Source organism: Hyphomicrobium sp. CS1BSMeth3, assembly GCF_900117415.1.
Lineage (GTDB): Bacteria > Pseudomonadota > Alphaproteobacteria > Rhizobiales > Hyphomicrobiaceae.
Window position 1 is genome coordinate 348,874 of the sequence record NZ_FPEI01000006.1, and the last position, 17,289, is coordinate 366,162.

Consider the following 17,289-nt stretch of genomic DNA (forward strand, 5'->3'; position numbering starts at 1 on the left):
GCCGGGTATGCAGTCGGCCAAGTCCGCTAAGCGGGCTTCACGTACGGAATTTAGGCAGACGACACACTCCCTTCCGCCAGCTTCTCGCGCCTTCGGTGCTGTGGCGGCCGCTGTTCAAGGTGTAGCAAGCACTGCAGGCCATAATTCTGCAATGTAGAACGCAGTAGTGGAGTGATCTGCTTCTTCACTTGACCACAATGGTTCAGCTCCGCATGATATCCTTAGGTCGTTCTACGGAGCAGAACACAAGGATGGTAGTCGACAGAAACCGGTTTATTGCGTCAGCCGCAGGAACGTTCGAACTCCTGGAGGTTTTTGGGGAACACCCAGGCCAGATGTCGCTCTCGGCACTCGCGGCTAAGGTTGGCAGGCCCAAGAGCAGTGTGCATCGCGGATTGGCGACATTGATCGGCATCGGCTTTGTCGAGCAGGATCCGACCACCTCGCATTACCGATTGACGTTGAAGACGTGGCGGATCGGGATGGCTGCGCTCGCAGATTTTGATCTCGTGACATTGGCGCGCCCGCATCTCGAAAGGCTCATGGCTGCCGCCGATGAGACCGTGCATCTCTCGATGCTCGATCCTTCCGGCGACGTGATCTACGTCTCGAAGGTCGAGAGCGCACGGTCGATCCGCGTGCAGACGCAGCTCGGAAAACTCAACCCGTCGCATTTGACGGCGACCGGACGGGCGATCCTCGCCTTTCGGAAGGACATGGCCGACAAGGTTCTTGCTCGACCACTCAAGCCAGTGACGTCCCTCAGCATCGTCGATCCGAAGCGCATTCGAACCGCCTTAGATGACGTGGTGCGCAAGGGGGTCGCGGTTACAAAGGGCGAGAACCACGTCGAGATGGGCGGTATCGCTGCCCCCATACGGGATCACAGCGGAGAGGTGGTCGCGTCGTGCGGCGTCGCCATTCCGATATTCCGTATGGACCGAAAGCTCATCGAGCGGTGCGCGCCTTTCGTCATTAGCGCTGCGACCGCAATCTCCGAGAAGCTCGGTCACCAGCCTGATGTTCGTTTGACCAAGCGGTACGGAACGTCCTGAGATGCATGTCAGGGCCGCTAGCACCGTCGTGGGTGAGATCGGCCGCCATTGGTCACGCATTTCGCCGCATGCAATCGCATTGGAAGATGGCTCGGCAGCCCTCACCTATCTCCAGCTGTACGAGCGTGTGGAGAGTCTCGCCGCGCGATTAGTTCGCAAGGGAATTCGTCAGGGTAATGTCGTCTCGGCGCTCTTGCCGAACAGCTGCGATTGCATCGTGGCCGTTCTCGCCGCCGCGCGCGCCGGCGCCACGTTCTGTCCACTCAATCCGCGTTTTACTGCGCGCGAGCTAGCCCGCCTCATGCGGGTCGCCAAGCCTCGGGCGGTGCTCGTCGACTGCCACCGTCATCCTGCGCTCTCAGATCCTGCGCTACTGGAACTCTGCCGTGAAGGCCTCATCGTCCACCTCGACGCGGACGAAGCGTCGCCTATCGTCCCGCTTCCCTCGGTCGATCCAGCGGATTTCTTTAGCCTGATGTTTACGTCCGGTACGACTGGAGAGCCGAAGGGCGCCCTGGCGACACACGCGGCGCGCGTGGCCTGGATCTCCAGCGGCATCTCCGAGTATGGCGTGACGCGCGACGATTTCTATCTCAGCGCCATGCCGCTCGTGCACTCAGCGGGATTGACGCTGGCGCTGATCCACCTTGAGGCCGGCGCGCGCGTGCGCATCATGCCGCGCTTCGATGCGAAAGCGTTCCTTCGTCTCATCTCGGATCAGAAAATAACATCGGCGCTCGCGGTCCCGACGATGCTAGCGATGCTCCTAACGGAGCTCGATGACGGCTGCGGGAAATACGAGTTATCGGGCCTGCGTCGGCTTATAACGTGCGGCGCGCCATTGTCGCAGACAACAAAGAGCGCGGTTCTGAAGGGCCTCTCGTCACGTCTCTACGATTTCTACGGATCTACCGAATCCAATAGTATGACGGTGCTGCGCCCAAGCGATCAGTTGCGCAAGCCGCGCTCGGTTGGCAAGCCCTTCCCCGGCGTAACGATCAGGATCTCGGGCCCCTCCGGCGAGGCGCTATCATCGCAGCAGGTCGGTGAGATCTGGAGCTGCAATCCATCCACGATGAGCCGCTATCTTGATGCGCCGGAGGCGACAGCCGCTGCCTTCTCCGGCCAGTGGTACCGCACCGGCGATCTCGGATATCTCGACGACGAAGGCTACCTTCATCTCGCCGGCCGCGCGCAAGAGATGATCATCAGCGGCGGCATGAATATCTATCCCTCGGAAATAGAAGGCGTCTTGATGGAACATCCCGATGTCCGCGACTGCGCGGTAGTGGGGATGGCTGACGAGACATGGGGCCAACTGGTGAAGGCCTATATCGCACCTCGCGGCGAGGCCCGTCCAACGCTCGGCGAGATGCAAGCGCACTGCAAACGGCAATTGGCTGATTTCAAGAAGCCGAGGCAAATCGAGATCGTTACCGAGATCCCGCGCAATGCAGGAGGCAAAGTCGTCAAATCAGCTCTGACGAATGCGTCGGCCCATCCGGCATGACGCTGACGCGGATCTAAGCCCGATAAACGGGCCTTCAAAGAAAATTCAGCCAGGAGGAAACAATGTCTTTGAGGCGAAAACCGAATTTTCCTGCTTCGCAGTCGCGAGTGTTGGCGATCGGGTTCGCGTGCCTTGTTGGTGCGCTAGCTGCGATCGCGCCCGCGCGCGCAGAAGTCTCCGAAGTGCGCATAGTCCGTCAGTTCGGCATCCACTATCTGCCACTCGTGATCATGGAGCACGAGAACCTGATCGAGAAGGCCGCTGCGGCAGAGGGACGAAAGGATCTGAAGGTGATGTGGGCGCGGCTGTCCGGCGGCGCTTCGGTCAACGATGCTCTGCTCGCGAAAGCCGTGGACCTCTCCGCTGGCGGTGTCGGCCCGCTCCTCGTGCTCTGGGATCGGAGCAAAGGTGGGAAAGGCGACGTGAAAGCGCTTGCCGCAGTCAGTGACGTCCCCATGACGCTAACGACCCGAAATCCGAAGATTAAATCGATCGAAGATTTCACCGATAAGGACAAGATCGCGCTTCCGGCCGCCAAGACATCAATGCAGGCTGTCACGCTGCAGATGGCTGCCGCGAAGAAGTGGGGGCCGAAGGAATTCGAGCGTCTCGATCGGCTCACGATGTCCCTGCCGCATCCCGATGCGACCACGGCCATGCTGTCGGGCGCGGGGCAGATCAACTCTCACTTCACTGCCGCCCCGTTCGATTTCCTCCAGCTCAAGACGCCCGGTATCCATGCGGTCCTCGACAGCTACGAGGTCTATGGCGGCCCAGCCACACTCATCCTCCTCTACGCAGCTCAAAGCTTCTGCGACGACAATCCGAAGACGTGTCAGACCGTCGTGAAGGCGATGGGGCAGGCAATGGACTTGGTGCGATCCGATAAGAAGCGTGCGGCCGAGATCTATCTCAGCGTGACCAAGGAAAAGACGACGGTCGAGGATCTCGTCGCAATGCTGGAGAACCCCAAGATCCAGTTCCGGCTCGAGCCGAGTGCAACGGTTCCTGCTGCCGAATTCCTGCATTCGACGGGCCGCATCAAGAACAAGCCGGCATCTTGGAAGGACTACTTCTTTCCCTTCTCGCACGGTCTGAATGGTAGCTGATGATGTTCGACACGAAGACGAAGACAGCGGGGACTGCGAGCGTGCGTGATGGCGTTGGTCAGCCTCGACTGAATGAGGGCGGCAGAGCCGTTGGCGCAGTATCCGTCCTGTCCGGGCGCGGGGTTACGCTGCAATACAAGACGCCGGATCATCTGGTGGTTGCTACCTACCGCGTTGACTTCGATGTCCACGCGTCGGATCGCTTTGTCGTCCTCGGGCCATCGGGGTGCGGGAAGTCGACGCTTCTGAAGGCAGTCGGTGGATACATTGCGCCCACGGAGGGTGAAATTCGCCTCAAGGGAGAGCTGGTCCGAAAGCCTGGGCCGGATCGAATCATGGTGTTCCAGGAGTTCGACCAGCTTCTCCCCTGGAAGTCGGTACGCGAGAACGTGACCTTCGCTTTGACGGAAAGTGGTCGCGCCTCGGGTAAGGCAGCCGACGAGCGCGCAATGCACTACATCGAGAAGGTAAAGCTCACGAAGTTTGCCAACTCCTATCCGCATATGCTTTCGGGTGGCATGAAACAGCGCGTCGCGATCGCTCGCGCCATGGCCATGGAGCCTGAGATTCTGTTGATGGATGAGCCCTTCGCCGCGCTCGACGCACTAACCAGGCGAAGGATGCAGGAAGAACTCCTGCAACTCTGGGACGACACGCGCTTCACCATGATGTTTGTCACGCACTCCATAGAGGAGGCCGTGATGCTGAGTTCGCGCATTCTCCTGCTATCGCCGCATCCGGGGCGCGTGCGCGCGGAGTTCAACAGCAACGGCAAGGACGAAATTGAGCCGCTGACCGGGCAGAAGCTGTCCGTTGCGATCAACGGCCTTCTCTTTGCCGATCAACCAGAGATCGAGGGCGACGATCATGACTGATACGGCTGCTAGGCGCCCCGCGTACATTCGTGAAGTCATCGACGCCGGCAACTACGGTACCGTCGAGAAACCTCTGACGATCTGGGAGCGCGCCTACCGGATCGAAGCCCTGCGAAAGGCCGTCCTGCTCGTCATTCTGGCGGGTGCATGGCAGGCTTACGCGCTCCACCTCAACAACTCTCTATTGTTCCCGACCTTCACCGAGACCATCCAGGCGCTGTGGACGAACATCACGACGCTTGGGCTTCTGGAAAAGGTCTGGATGTCGATCAGCGTGCTCGCGCGCGGCTATCTGATTGGGCTTTTCCTCGCTGCGACGCTGACGGTGCTGGCGATGAACACCCGCATCGGCAGGGACCTCCTCGAGATCCTCACGTCGATGTTCAATCCCCTGCCAGCAATCGCGCTGCTGCCGCTCGCGCTGCTGTGGTTCGGTCTCGGCAATCAAAGCCTGATCTTCGTCCTGATCCACTCCGTGCTTTGGCCGGTGGCGCTGAACACGCACGCGGGCTTTCTTGCGGTTTCGAACACATTGCGCATGGTCGGCCGCAACTATGGTCTTTCGAGCCTGCGCCTTGTCATGAAAATTCTGATCCCCGCGGCGCTGCCGAGCATTCTTGCGGGCCTCAAAATCGGCTGGGCGTTCGCGTGGCGAACGCTTATCGCGGCTGAACTCGTCTTCGGGGCAAGCTCAGGTTCCGGCGGTCTGGGTTGGTTCGTCTTCGAGCGCAAGAATGACCTCGATATTCCCGGCGTCTTTGCCGGCCTTCTGACCGTCATTCTGATCGGCCTTTTCGTCGAGTACGTGATCTTCCGCCGCCTCGAGCAGCGGACCGTCGTCCGGTGGGGGATGCAACAGTAATGCAAGCGTCTCGATATGCCGGCCCCAAATCCAACAATGTGTGCGCAGTTGTCGTTGTGCTAACTGGGAGCGTCCGATGAAGAAACAGCTTCATCTCAATCTCTTCATCTACGGTCGCGGTCATCACGAGGCCGCCTGGCGGCATCCGCGTGCATCGAAGCGTTCGCTGATGGATATCGAGCACTACGTCGAGTGCGCGAAGAAGGCAGAAGCCGCCCACTTCGATTCCATCTTTCTGGCGGATGTTCTGAACCTGCCGCCCGACGTTGATACCTCGGCGCGCATCTGGCTCGAACCCTTGACGACGCTCGGCGCCGTCGCTCATGCGACCAGCCGCATCGGTCTGATCGCGACGGCATCGACTACACATACAGAGCCGTTCAATCTTGCGCGCCAGTTCTGCTCGCTCGACCACATTAGCCAAGGCCGCGCTGGCTGGAACATCGTGACGTCATTCAGCAATGCCGGCAGCCGGAACTTCGGTGGCGGTGGTCGGCTTTCGCACGCAGAGCGCTACGACGTCGGCGAGGAGTTCGTCAACGTCACGAAGGCGCTCTGGAATAGTTGGCGTGACGATGCCGTCGTCGATGATCGTGATGGCGGTATCTTCATCGACAAACATCGCGTCAAGGAGATCGACCACAAAGGCCAGAGCTTTGAAGTAGCCGGTCCCCTCAATCTGCCTCGTAGCCCGCAAGGCTGGCCGGTGCTGGTGCAAGCGGGGTCCTCCGACACCGGCAAGGCATTTGCAGCGCGCCATGCCGAGGCAGTGTTCACGGCGCACATACAGAAGGGTACGGCCCAGGAGTTCTATCGCGACATCAAGTCTCGCGTCGTCGAGGTCGGCCGGGCACAGGATCAGCTTCTGGTGCTGCCGGGGATCAGTCCCATGATTGCCGGCACCGAAGCCGAAGCCAATCGTCTGCAGCAGGAACTCAACGAGCTGGCAGATACGAATGTAGGCCTCACCCGGCTCTCCGATCGCTTCGACGGGTACGATTTCTCTGGCATCAAGCTCGATCAGGTGCTGCGTCCAGAGGATTTCCCGGATCCCGCTGAAAATCAGAGTTCTCGGGGACGCACCGAGCTGATCGTCGGGGCGGTGCGTCGGGAGCAGCTTACGATGCGGCAACTGCTGGCCAAGCTCGCTGGTGCGCGCGGCCACTTCGTTATCGCCGGGACCCCGGAGCAGGTTGCAGATGTCATGGAGGACTGGATCGACAGCGGAGCCGCCGATGGCTTCAACGTCATGCCGCCGGTCCTGCCGTGGATGTTGGACGCTTTCACGGAGGAGGTTGCCCCCATACTCAAGCGGAGGGGACGCTTCCGCGCCGAATACAATGGGCGGACGCTGAGGGATCACTACGGTCTAAATCGGCCCTGACCACCTGCGCGTCACGCGGAGCGACAACACTCTGCAGGGATCGCAGATGACCCGTTGCGATATATGGCCTTCGGTCGGCTGTGATCCCTCAGCGGGATCGCTTTCCGCGTCGCTGTGCGTTGGTTCGCCGACCATTCTCGGCGCGCTTTTTGCGCGGAGGAGGAGCGCTTTTCGGTTTGCTCGCCTCGCGTGGGAGGAGCGAGGCGCTCTATTGCCAGGTAGTCGGAGCGCCTCGCAGTCACCCATCACCGCCGCCCGCGAACAGCTTCGCGACCGCCGATCTTTCCTCACTCTCTGCGGATCCTGCTTGTGTCGCAGTCTTGTCGTGTCTCCCTGGGCCGCGATGAGCTGCAGATTCCATTACGCATTCTGATCATTCTGCGCCGCAAGTTCTGACAAGGACACTGGGCCATCTCTATTGGGACAGCAATCAGCTGCCGGGAAGACTGTGCGCCGACGGGAAGAATAGATCCTTCCACGATTCCGTTCGTGTTTTGACGCGACCAATCTTGTGCATGAAATCGGCATACGTCTTGATGCCGCTAGGAGAGATCTTGAAGACCGACGAGGGCTCTTCGAGAATCTTCACTAGCTCCTCAACGTTGATCTTGTCGTTGGTGAGCGCCAGATAGATTTTGGCGGCGCGTCCCTTATCCAATGAAATGAGTTTCATGGCTTCACCGAGGGCCGTGACGACTGCAGCGTATGTCTTCGGATTCTGGTCGTGGAATTTCTGAGTTGTGTAAAGCACGAGGCACGTAGCAGGGCCGCCTATGATGTCGGAGCTATCGAGCACCTTGTGCACATTCGGGCTCCTCAGCTGAATGGCATCCCATGGCGGCGCGGCGAAATGTGCTGCGATGCTTCCTGATCCCGATATCAGTGAGGCCGTCGCGTCGGCGTGCGCCAGCGATACCGTGAACCTATCGTAGTGATCGTACCCCTTGTCTCCCCACTTCTTCGCCGCAGCCATTTGAAGGAGAACTGCCTGCATCGAAGTTTTCACAGCAGGTAGCGCAATCTTGTTTTTCTCGTTGAAATCGTCGAGGCTCTTGATATTGGGGTTGTTGGTATTGAGTATCATTGGAAGGTCGCTCAGGGCGCCGGCGGCCTTGATGTCACCCTTGCCTCCTTTGGAGCGGTCCCAAAGTACGATAAGAGGACCGACGCCACCGGCTGCAAAATCCACTGCCCCTGAAAGCATGGCGTCATTCACCGCAGCGCCACCGGCAAGTCGTGACCACGTGACCTTAAGATCAGGCAGGCCTTGCTCTTTAGCCGCCTTCTCCACCAGTTTCTCATGATCCATGACGAACAGGGCAAGCGAAAGAATGCTAGGCTGCCGGACGATGCGAACTTCGCCCACCTCCGCGGCAGCCTTAGTTGGCACAAACACTGCTGCGGCCAGGAGCATCATCGCAACGATGTGCCATGGGCGGTGGTATTTGGAGCCTGCGATTGAGCTATGTCTTGTCTTGATTTCGTGCATCGTTTCCTCAGCTCTTTTTCATAGTTCTTCCTGCAGAAGCGCTCGCGAGTTCTACTATGTAGAACCGTCTTGAGCTCTTGAATTATAATCGGAATTCCTCTCGATGCATGTTGTAGTTCATGAAGTAGTATAAGTTCTGCAATGTAGAACTATTTGATATCTGCGCATCAGTAAGGCGCCGCCCGCTTGGGCTTAACTGCCCCTCATTTGCATATGCTTTGTGGCCCGGCGTCGGACGCACTCGGCAGCATATGGGCGCGAGCGCGTGCTCGAGATTGCGGTCATACCGTCAGAGGCGATCCGCTGCGCCTCAGCGATCGGTTGCGATGGGCGGGGAGCTCACACGCCCTTCACCAGAGCTGCTCTGGCCAATATCGGAGGTCGATCCCGCAAGCTGCCATCCCATGAGGCTTGATCGGCAGGGCAACGAGCGCCGCCGCCGCGTCCGGTATCGGAGGTAGTGCGCCACGCACTCAGATGTCGATCTTTTTGGTGATCTCGATAGCGGCATCGAACTCGATGCTGAGATTGGCCCGTCGCGTCAGCCTCGTCGCAAGATCAGTCAATGGTCGATCCCACGAACTGACATCGGCGCCTTTCCGGAAGCGGCTCAGTCTTTATGTCTGGTCGCAGGGGGCAAGCGGTCGTGCCAGAGAAACAAAGCGAAGTTGACCCAGAAATGCCAATTGAGGCGTGTCCTCCGGGTAGCCGCGAGGCATTATTGCCCATTGCACGATCGTCCGATGGTCGGAAGCATAGGAGCACAGACCTAGCGCCTATGCACGCCTCCACTGCGGATCATGACTTCAGCGCCTAGCGCGAGGGCCACGGTGGCGATCATGGTCAGCGTGGAGACGGCGTTGATCTCCGGTGTAATGCCATATCGCAGCATCGCCCAGATTGTAGTCGGGAGCGTGTTCTCGGTCCCGGTCGTGAAAAAGGTGACGACCACTTCGTCGAAACTCAGCGTGAAGGCAATCAGGGCGCTGCCAAGCACGGCCGGACGCAGCAGTGGCAGGAGTATATCGATGAGCACGCGAGTTCGCGTCGCACCGAGGTCGGCCGCGGCTTCCTCGATGCGCGGATCGAGCCCGACGAGGCGCGCGCTGACGACGAGAATGACGTAGGGGACAGCCACCACGGTGTGTCCAACGATGACCGTGAGCAGCGAAAGCTGCATCGAAAGCAGGTTGAACATATTGAGCAGCGCGATACCGACCACGAGGCGTGGCGTCATCATCGGCGTCGATAGCAAAGGCCGCATGAACTTCTGAGTGCGCGCTCCACTGCGGGCTAGTCCGATGGCCGCCAGCGTCCCGAATGTCGTCGCCAAAACCATCGTCGCGAATGCTACGAGCGTGCTATTCCAAAGGGCGGCCAGCAGTTCGTCGGACTCGAGGAAGCGCCAATACCACTTGAGGGTCAGGCCCCGCATCGGGAACGAGGGGAAATCACTGTCATTGAATGAGAACGCAACTATTACGAATAGCGGGAGAAGGAGAAACAGAACGACCAGCGCCGTCCAGACCGCGAGGGCCAAAGTCCCGATGCCTTGCTCGCGCGTCATCACTTCAGCCCCTGGACCTTGCCGATGCGGAGTAGGCCGAGCGCCACGATGAGGATGCCCGTCATCAGTGTCAGCGCCAGTGCCGATCCGAAAGCGTACTCGAAAACGAGGCCGAACTGCTGGGCGATGACGCTGCCGATCATTAGGACGCTCGGGCCTCCGAGCAGCTCAGGCGACACGTAGGAGCCTGCCGCGGGAATGAAGACGAGGAGGCAGCCCGTGGAGATACCAGGACGCGAGAGCGGCAGGGTCACCGTCCAGAATGAGGTCCATGGGCTCGCGCCGAGGTCGCTGCTCGCCTCCAGCAGTCGGTCATCGAGTTTATCGAGGACGGCGAATACCGGGAGAATAAAGAACGGCAGATAGATGTGGACGAGGGCGATAATGACCGCGAACTCGGTGTAGAGAAACCAGCGCACGGGCTGATCCGTCACGCCGATGCCCTGCAGGAACCAGTTGAACGCGCCGCTCGTCCCCAGCACCAGCATCCATGCGAAGCTGCGCACGAGATAGCTCGTCCATAGTGGCAGCACGATGAGTGTGAGGACGAAGACGCGCAGACGCTTCAGCCGCCGCGCGAGATAGTAGGCGACCGGATAGCCGACCAGCGCAGCCAAGATCGTGACGATCGTCGCAATGGCGAACGTGCGCACGATGATTGAGAGATAGAGCGGCTGCGCGAGCTTCGTGTAGTTGGTGAGCGTAAAGGTGGGCACGAGCTGGTAGTTCGCGACCACCCAGAAGCTCACCACCAGCATCGCGGCGATGGGCAGGGCGAAAAACAGCCCGAACCACGCCGTGGCGGGCGTCAGGAGCGGAACAATGCTGCTGCGCCCTGTGCGCATCAGCTTGCCTGCTGCTTCTTGAGCCAATCCTCCCAGCCCTCCATTTCGGGCTTGTGTGGCCGCTCCTTGTAGTAGGGGATGAGCGGTCGCCAGAGGTCGAGGAGTTTCGTCATGCCGACAATGGCGTCCTCCGGCCCGGGTGCCCAGTCGACGCGAAGGTCCGTTCGCGCATACGCTTCGGTGTCGTAGACGAGGATGACCGACGAGCGCTGTCCGCCGAGGTCGCCACCGGCATCTCGTCCGGCTGTGATCGCCGCGAGCAGCCGGTCCTCGAGGATCTTACCCTTCGATGCGAGAAAGGCCTCGTTCATGTCTTTGACGACACGATCGCTCTTGAGATAGTTGCCCATCACCAGATAGCCATCGCCAGTGATCGAACCCTTGTAGTCCTTGTTGCTGTCGCCGGTATGCACAGCCGCGCGCCCATGTCGGTCGACAATGCCAATTTGCCGCCAGGCAAAGCCCGGATCGGTCTCGCTCAACTCCTTCAGCACCTTCTCAGGCGAATGCCCCATCGTCAGCAACTCGATCGCCAGCGGCCCAAGACCCGGATCCGTATAGGCCTGCGTACTGACGGCGCCGACGTTGGCGCGGATGAAGGGGCACCGTCCGCCGACAGCAAGGGGATTGGTGCATTGAGCAATACCAAGCAGATTGCCCTCGCGGGCGATGGCCGTGAACGTCATGGGCTACTCTCCGAGGCGTTTGAGTTTCTTTCAGCAGGAATGAGCCAGAGAGCGGTGGCCGGCAGCTCCAGGGTGATGGTGTGGCCTGGGATGATGGCCGCTGCTTCGGGGGCGGTGGAGGAGATGCTCGTTTGAATGCGGACATCCGCCGGACCGCGAAACTCGACGAGCATGTCCGCGCCGCGGAAAGTTGCGGATTCGACAGTCGCGCGCAGCGTGTTGGCGCCGTCGCCGCTGGCTACCGCGACTCTCACGCTTTCCGGACGGATGATGGCGTGCACTTTGTCGCCCGATCGCACAGTCGGACCTGATGCGACGAACATGCCGGCGGGCGTCTCGATACGAGCGCCACCGTCCTCGATGGTTCGTACTGTCCCGTCGAGGATCGAAATGTCGCCGACGAACTCGGCGACGTAGCGATTGGCGGGACGGTGGTAGATCTCGGCCGGCGTACCGCGCTGCGCAACGCGACCTTTCTCCATGACGACCACGCGATCGGACAGCCCGAGCGCTTCGTGCTGGTCGTGCGTTACATAGACGAACGTGATGGCCGCAGATCGCTGCAGTGACTTGAGCTCCGCCTGCATGCGCTGCCGGAGTTTCAGATCGAGAGCCGCAAGCGGCTCGTCGAGCAACAGCACGCGGGGCTTAGTGACGAGTGCTCGTGCGAGAGCAACACGTTGCTGTTGGCCGCCGCTCAGCTCGGACGGATAGGATTTGGCTTTCTCACTCAGACCGACCACATCGAGCTGCGCCGCCACCTTGGCCTTGATCTCGGCGTCAGGTATCCGGCGTCGCTGCAACCCGTAAGCAACGTTCTTCTCCACCGTCATATGGGGGAATAGCGCGTAGCTCTGAAAGACCATTCGGGTGGGTCGATCTATCGGCGAGAAGGACTCGACTGGAGTGCCCGCAATGCGGATTGATCCGCTATTTGGTGTCTCGAGGCCGCCGATCATGCGCAGCAGGGTAGTTTTTCCGCAGCCGGAGGGGCCGAGCAGCGTGACGAAATGCCCCTCGCCAAGAGCGAGGGACACATTGTCGATCGCCGTGTGGGCGCCGAAGGATTTCCTCACGCGGTCGATCTCGATAAGGCTATGCTCGGCCGTCATCGTTCCCATCGGCTCGATCTTGCCCGCTAAGATGGTCAAGCAGCTTTGACCTCGGTCCAGATCTCGGTCCAGCGCGGCTTGTTCTTTGGCAGCTGCTTGAACTGGAGATTGGCCATCCGCTCAGGCTGAATGCCGAGTTCCTTGATGAGATCCGCGGGCAGGCGCTCGAGCGCCTTCGACGAGGTGCTCGCGTAGCGCGTCGCGCGGGCCAGCACCTCACCATACTCCGGGCTGATGGTGAAGTTGGCGTAGCTCTCCACGTGAGCGCGATTCTTGCCGCCCTTGACCGCGGCGATGCCCTCGGACCAGCCGAGCGCCCCCTCCTTTGGCCAGATCCACCGGATATCCATGCCATTGTTCCGCAGCGGCGCCACGACCGATAGCGTTGCCCAGGCGATCGCCACTTCCTTGTTCGCGAACATCGTGCGCAGATCGGCAATGTTCCGCCAGTAGGTGCGGTTCATCGCCTTCTGCATGATCATGACCTTCTTGACTTCTTGCAGGGCTTTCTCGTCGAGATCGAAGGGGTTCTTGATGCCGAGATAGAGAGCACCCACGGCGATGGCATCTTCGGAATCGTCGCGCATGGCAACGCGCCCCTTGAACTTCCCTTCGAACAGCAGCTTCAGGCTGTCGACATCACCTGTCTCCGCGAAATTGTAGGCCACGGCGTTGGCACCCCACACGAACGGGACGCCATAGAATTTGCCGCCCGGTGACCAGTCCGGAATGGTCGTGAAGGCCTTGGTGACCTGCGCGAGATTGGGTATCTTGGCTGGGTCGAGCGGCTCGATAAGGTCGGCGTCGGCAGCCACCTTCACGTAGGTGTGGAGCGGTACGATCATGTCATAGAGACGCGTGCCGCCACCACGAAGCTTGGCGATCATCTCGTCGGCGCCTGAATAGATGGTGGTCTTGACGTCGAGACCTTGCTCCTTGCCCGCGGCGACGATCTTCTCGTTCGCGAACGTCGGGTAGGTGAAGAGATTGAGTTGCGGCGTCTGGGCGAAGGTGGGCCGTGGAACGATCGGCATTGCGCCGGAGGCGGCGAGCAAAGCGAGCAACCTCCGGCGGGATATGCCAGCGGGGGCGAGAACGCGAATTTCCCGACGTGTCATTTCCTTACCTCTCTGGTCAAAATGGACGTTTGTAGCCCTTGATCTGCGCGTTTCGAACAATGCCGGCGAGCATCGTCACGACGGCCTGCTGCATGGCGAGCGGCGTGCCGTCGACAGCGAGGATGTGGCGGCCGGTGCTGCCGTCCACCGCGTGCGTTGCAACGCACGCCTCGATCATGCGCCGCTCGGTCTCGACGTCATGGAGCAGGTCCGTGCGACCGAACAGGATCGACAACGCCGCGATGACGCCGTAGGCGCCCCAGTTCGAGACGTTGGCCGGGAACAGCACGTCAGTTGCGACGCGGGTCGCCAGACGTTCGCCGCCGGGCTTCCATTTCTTGACGGCACCCTCGATCCGTCCGAAGCCGATCTCGTTTCCGTTGTCGCCGATCCCGATGGAGGGAATGCCTCGGGCCGCCGCCAAGTCGAAGATGTGCTCGGCGCGCGCACGCGATGCCGCAGCAGGCGTGCCTGAGGACATGTGCGCGATACCCTCGGCGTTCGGGCCGATTTTTTCAGTGGCGATCACCAAGGTGGGCGAGAAGCTCTCGAAGTAGGCCTCCGCCTGTGTCACGGCGCTGCTGTCGGCGGCGAGCGGCAGAACAGTGGTCGTGAAGGCGGTTTTCGAAGCGTAGTCAGGATTGCGGAGACCTAGGCCCGCCGCCAGAGCCGTTGCGGACAAGTTCTCGACGAACTCTGCCTCCGTAAGAAGTATGGGCGTGGCGCCGGTTGCTGCATGGATGCCGAGAGCGAGCACGGCGGCGCCCGGTGGTCCGTCGGTCTCGCCGGCTGGCATGTAGAGCGGGTCGCCGGCGCCGGTCGCGATGAAGATCGTCTTGCCGGCCTTGGCGTGCGCGGCAATAAGCTGGGCCGCTTGCAAACTCAGCGGCAGGCCACCCTGGGCATCGAGCGCCGCGCCGTAGAGGTTCTCGATCACGCCTCGCGACGAGACCGAGATCCGCGCTTCTACGGTCACCAGCCGGTCGATCGCACGACAGGCCGTCACGATATCCTGGTCCATTCAATAGCCCTGCATCGAGCGCGATTTTGTCACCACCGCCTGCAATTAGGCAGATGCCAAAGCGATCACACAAGAAGAGAAAATCGCTTGCAGCGATGCCGAAGTGGCATCACACTGCCCGTCTGCATCGGAAACAGGCAGATGCTGCACAATTCACTTCGCTACATCCTGGCGGTCGCGCAGGCCGGATCCATTCGCGTGGCTGCCAACATGCTCAACGTCGCGCAATCGGCCATCAGTCGGCAGATCATCAATGTGGAGGCGGATCTCGGCGTGAGCCTCTTCGAGCGTCATGCCCGCGGCGTGTCGTTGACGCCGGCCGGCGAGGTGTTTCTCCGCTTCGCGAGAGACACGCGGGGGCTTTCGGAGCGTGTGCGTTCCGAGATCGATGCACTGAGCGGCTTTCGCCGCGGCGTGGTGCGGATCTGGGCGATCGACTCCGTCTCGCAGGATGTGCTGCCGCGCGCCATCATCCATTTCACGGCCGAAAATCCAGGCATCCGCTTCGAGGTTACCGTGGCCTCGACGGAAGAGGTGGTTGCTGCCGTCGAGGACGTGCGCGCGGATATCGGCATTGCATTTCAGCCGCAGCTTCCAGCCGCTGTGCGCGCTTCCCTGCGCTTGCGCTTCCCGGTGCACGCCCTGATGTCCGTGGATCACCCCTTAGCCAAGGCCGATAGCCTCTCGCTCACCGAAGCCTTGGAGTATCCCATTGCGCTGACGCCGGCCGGCTCAGGCAGCCGCATTCTCCTTGAGGCGACCGCACTGGCTGCTGGCGTGGGGCTCATGCCGAAGTTCGAGAGCAATTCTATCCAGATGCTTTCGAACTTTGCGCAAAGCACGTCGGGTATCACTTTTCTCTCGCGATTATGCGCAGCATCCGGTTTGAAATCAGGGCAACTCGCGGCCGTCCGCCTGCGTGACCGTCTGATGAGCGTGGCGCGTATAGAGATGCTGTTGCTTAGGGACCGGGCGTTACCTGCGGCAGCCGCGCAATTCCACGAGCATATGGCGCGCGCCTTGCGGTATGCATCCAAGCAATGACGGTCTGCTGATTGCTTCGGCAGGTCATTTCGGAGCGGACAAAGTTGCCGGCGAGGGTGCGTTGGGTTGCGCACTAATTGCTGCTTTCATGTGCTCCGGTCGCCCGACATGTCGCTCTAGCCCGTCGATGGGCGACGACGGATTTAGAGTGTAAAGCGGACGCAACTTGATCAGCACACTCGTCGAAAAGTGAGCGGTCATCAAGTCTGCTTTCTCCGCTAGCGCGTAGACGCATTATCCCAATTGCAGACATCCAGCCAGCTCGCTTCGACGATCCCGGGTTGCAGAAAGGATGTCTGCTATGCAAGGTATCGCGAGGGCGCCGCATAGGTGGCCAATCGACAGAGTTCTGGTGTCGAGCGTGAATGGGCGGACGATCATGTCTTCCGGGTCGCGCGGATAATCCGCTAGGCTGACATACGCGAGATGGCCAGCTTCCGCGCCGCAGCGGTTGGTCCTTGCGCGCTCACTAAAGCGCTCGCATCTCGCCACGACGCATCCACGGCCGGGCGCCGGGGTGGCGGAGATAGCCCTTTCACGGATGACGTGTCATGAATTTTCGGCAACTCGAGGCGTTCATCGCCATTGTTCAGCTTGGAAGCTTTGCGGCGGCCGCAACGCGCCTCAACGCGACTCAGTCAGCGATCTCTGCCCGGGTTCAAGAACTGGAAAGCAGCCTCGGTATCGAACTCTTCGATCGGCGCCACAGGCGTGTGCGGCTAACGCCTAAGGGACGCGAGCTCTTGGAGTATGCGGAGCGCGCGATGGACCTGGCGAGCGAGATTAAGCATCGCGTGGGGGCGCCGGAGATTTTTTCTGGGGTTGTCCGGGTTGGGGTCGCCGAGTTGATTGCTCTCACTTGGCTGCCTCAGTTCGTTGCTTTGGTGAGTGAGCGCTACCCGCTTATTTCGCTCGATTGTCATGTGTCGCTCACCAGGAACGTAGCGGCGCGTCTTAAAGCCGGCGAGATAGATGTCGCTTTGATACCAGACGCAGTCGGGCTGGACAGCGGATACGAGCGGCAAGGAATCGGGGCCAACCGTCTCGTTTGGATGGCCAGTCCACGCCTCGGCTTGCATGGGCGAACGCTCGCCCAAGAGGAGTTGGTTGAAAATCGCTTGATATTGATGGGCCCGGGATCACTCTACCACGACGTAGGCTTGGCTAATTCGTCGCGAAGTGCGATCGCCCGGCCTATGCCCATCATCTGTGATAGTATGAACACTGTGGCTTACCTTACCAAGGCGGGTCTCGGGATAAGCCTGCTATCACCTGAGTGTTACGCATACGAAATTGCATCGGACCAGCTTGTTCTCCTTTCAACGTCCCACGTCCCGCGTCTCCTGGAATTCGTCGCCGCTTACCCGAGAGGGCGTCAGAACGCCGCCTATCGCGCTATTGCTGAGATGGCTCGGGAGGCCAGCACGTTCCCGCGAGAGCAGGAGCACGAAGGGAATGTCGGCAAGAATGCTGCGGGTGCCGCGACGCCCATGAAGCCGGCCAAGACAAGGCGGCAAAGTCCCATCAAAATAATCGATGACATCCCAACAAAATAAGTCGCTTATTCCCGCACCAGCTCACGGATAGCATCCTCCCTCAGGTCGGGAGGAAA

General features: G+C 60.4%; 15 protein-coding genes. 8 read left to right on the forward strand and 7 right to left on the reverse strand.

From position 1 onward, the window contains the following. The first annotated feature begins 251 nt into the window (after positions 1-251). From CS1BSM3_RS16730 to CS1BSM3_RS16755, 6 genes are all read left to right on the forward strand, one after another. The gene (locus tag CS1BSM3_RS16730) at positions 252-1,055 is read left to right on the forward strand and encodes an IclR family transcriptional regulator (protein WP_174263705.1); all 804 of its coding nucleotides are present in this window, start codon (positions 252-254) and stop codon (positions 1,053-1,055) included. A gap of 1 nt (position 1,056) precedes the next feature. After that, positions 1,057-2,565 (forward strand): class I adenylate-forming enzyme family protein, encoded by a 1,509-nt coding sequence (locus tag CS1BSM3_RS16735; RefSeq protein ID WP_072388798.1) that lies wholly within the window; start codon positions 1,057-1,059, stop codon positions 2,563-2,565. Between the two features lie 182 nt (positions 2,566-2,747). Then, positions 2,748-3,674: an ABC transporter substrate-binding protein gene (locus CS1BSM3_RS16740; RefSeq protein ID WP_174263706.1), complete on the forward strand. Its 927-nt coding sequence runs from the start codon at positions 2,748-2,750 to the stop codon at positions 3,672-3,674. Further along, positions 3,674-4,549: an ABC transporter ATP-binding protein gene (locus tag CS1BSM3_RS16745; protein ID WP_244540547.1), complete on the forward strand. Its 876-nt coding sequence runs from the start codon at positions 3,674-3,676 to the stop codon at positions 4,547-4,549. The genes CS1BSM3_RS16740 and CS1BSM3_RS16745 overlap by 1 nt, the downstream gene beginning before the upstream one ends. Continuing rightward, positions 4,542-5,411 (forward strand): ABC transporter permease, encoded by an 870-nt coding sequence (locus tag CS1BSM3_RS16750; RefSeq protein ID WP_072388802.1) that lies wholly within the window; start codon positions 4,542-4,544, stop codon positions 5,409-5,411. Before CS1BSM3_RS16745 ends, CS1BSM3_RS16750 begins: the two co-directional genes overlap by 8 nt. 76 nt (positions 5,412-5,487) lie before the next feature. Then, on the forward strand, positions 5,488-6,795 hold the full coding sequence (locus tag CS1BSM3_RS16755; protein WP_072388804.1) for an LLM class flavin-dependent oxidoreductase: 1,308 nt from the start codon (positions 5,488-5,490) through the stop codon (positions 6,793-6,795). A 430-nt stretch (positions 6,796-7,225) separates the two neighbouring features. On the opposite strand, the gene CS1BSM3_RS16760 is transcribed toward CS1BSM3_RS16755, so the two are convergent. The 7 genes from CS1BSM3_RS16760 to CS1BSM3_RS16790 form a co-directional block, all read right to left on the reverse strand. After that, positions 7,226-8,284, reverse strand: a complete 1,059-nt coding sequence (locus CS1BSM3_RS16760; protein WP_083528659.1) for an ABC transporter substrate-binding protein — start codon at positions 8,282-8,284, stop codon at positions 7,226-7,228. A gap of 769 nt (positions 8,285-9,053) precedes the next feature. Continuing rightward, positions 9,054-9,851, reverse strand: a complete 798-nt coding sequence (locus tag CS1BSM3_RS16765; protein ID WP_072388806.1) for an ABC transporter permease — start codon at positions 9,849-9,851, stop codon at positions 9,054-9,056. Further along, a complete protein-coding gene (locus tag CS1BSM3_RS16770; RefSeq protein ID WP_174263707.1) occupies positions 9,851-10,723 on the reverse strand; it encodes an ABC transporter permease in 873 nt (290 codons plus the stop codon). The genes CS1BSM3_RS16765 and CS1BSM3_RS16770 overlap by 1 nt, the downstream gene beginning before the upstream one ends. Beyond that, positions 10,696-11,382 carry a DUF1028 domain-containing protein gene (locus tag CS1BSM3_RS16775; protein WP_072388810.1) on the reverse strand — a complete coding sequence of 229 codons (687 nt, stop codon included), beginning with the start codon at positions 11,380-11,382 and terminating at the stop codon, positions 10,696-10,698. Before CS1BSM3_RS16775 ends, CS1BSM3_RS16770 begins: the two co-directional genes overlap by 28 nt. Further along, on the reverse strand, positions 11,379-12,533 hold the full coding sequence (locus CS1BSM3_RS16780; protein ID WP_072388812.1) for an ABC transporter ATP-binding protein: 1,155 nt from the start codon (positions 12,531-12,533) through the stop codon (positions 11,379-11,381). Before CS1BSM3_RS16780 ends, CS1BSM3_RS16775 begins: the two co-directional genes overlap by 4 nt. Continuing rightward, on the reverse strand, positions 12,530-13,612 hold the full coding sequence (locus CS1BSM3_RS16785) for an ABC transporter substrate-binding protein (protein WP_083528660.1): 1,083 nt from the start codon (positions 13,610-13,612) through the stop codon (positions 12,530-12,532). The genes CS1BSM3_RS16780 and CS1BSM3_RS16785 overlap by 4 nt, the downstream gene beginning before the upstream one ends. A gap of 16 nt (positions 13,613-13,628) precedes the next feature. Further along, entirely contained in the window at positions 13,629-14,633 is a 1,005-nt protein-coding gene (locus tag CS1BSM3_RS16790) for a glutamate cyclase domain-containing protein (RefSeq protein ID WP_072388814.1), read from the reverse strand. Positions 14,634-14,774: 141 nt separating this feature from the next. Between CS1BSM3_RS16790 and CS1BSM3_RS16795 the strand changes: the two genes are divergently transcribed. Next, on the forward strand, positions 14,775-15,677 hold the full coding sequence (locus tag CS1BSM3_RS16795; protein WP_072388816.1) for a LysR family transcriptional regulator: 903 nt from the start codon (positions 14,775-14,777) through the stop codon (positions 15,675-15,677). Positions 15,678-16,228: 551 nt separating this feature from the next. After that, positions 16,229-17,233 (forward strand): LysR family transcriptional regulator, encoded by a 1,005-nt coding sequence (locus CS1BSM3_RS16800; RefSeq protein ID WP_072388817.1) that lies wholly within the window; start codon positions 16,229-16,231, stop codon positions 17,231-17,233. Positions 17,234-17,289 lie beyond the last annotated feature (56 nt).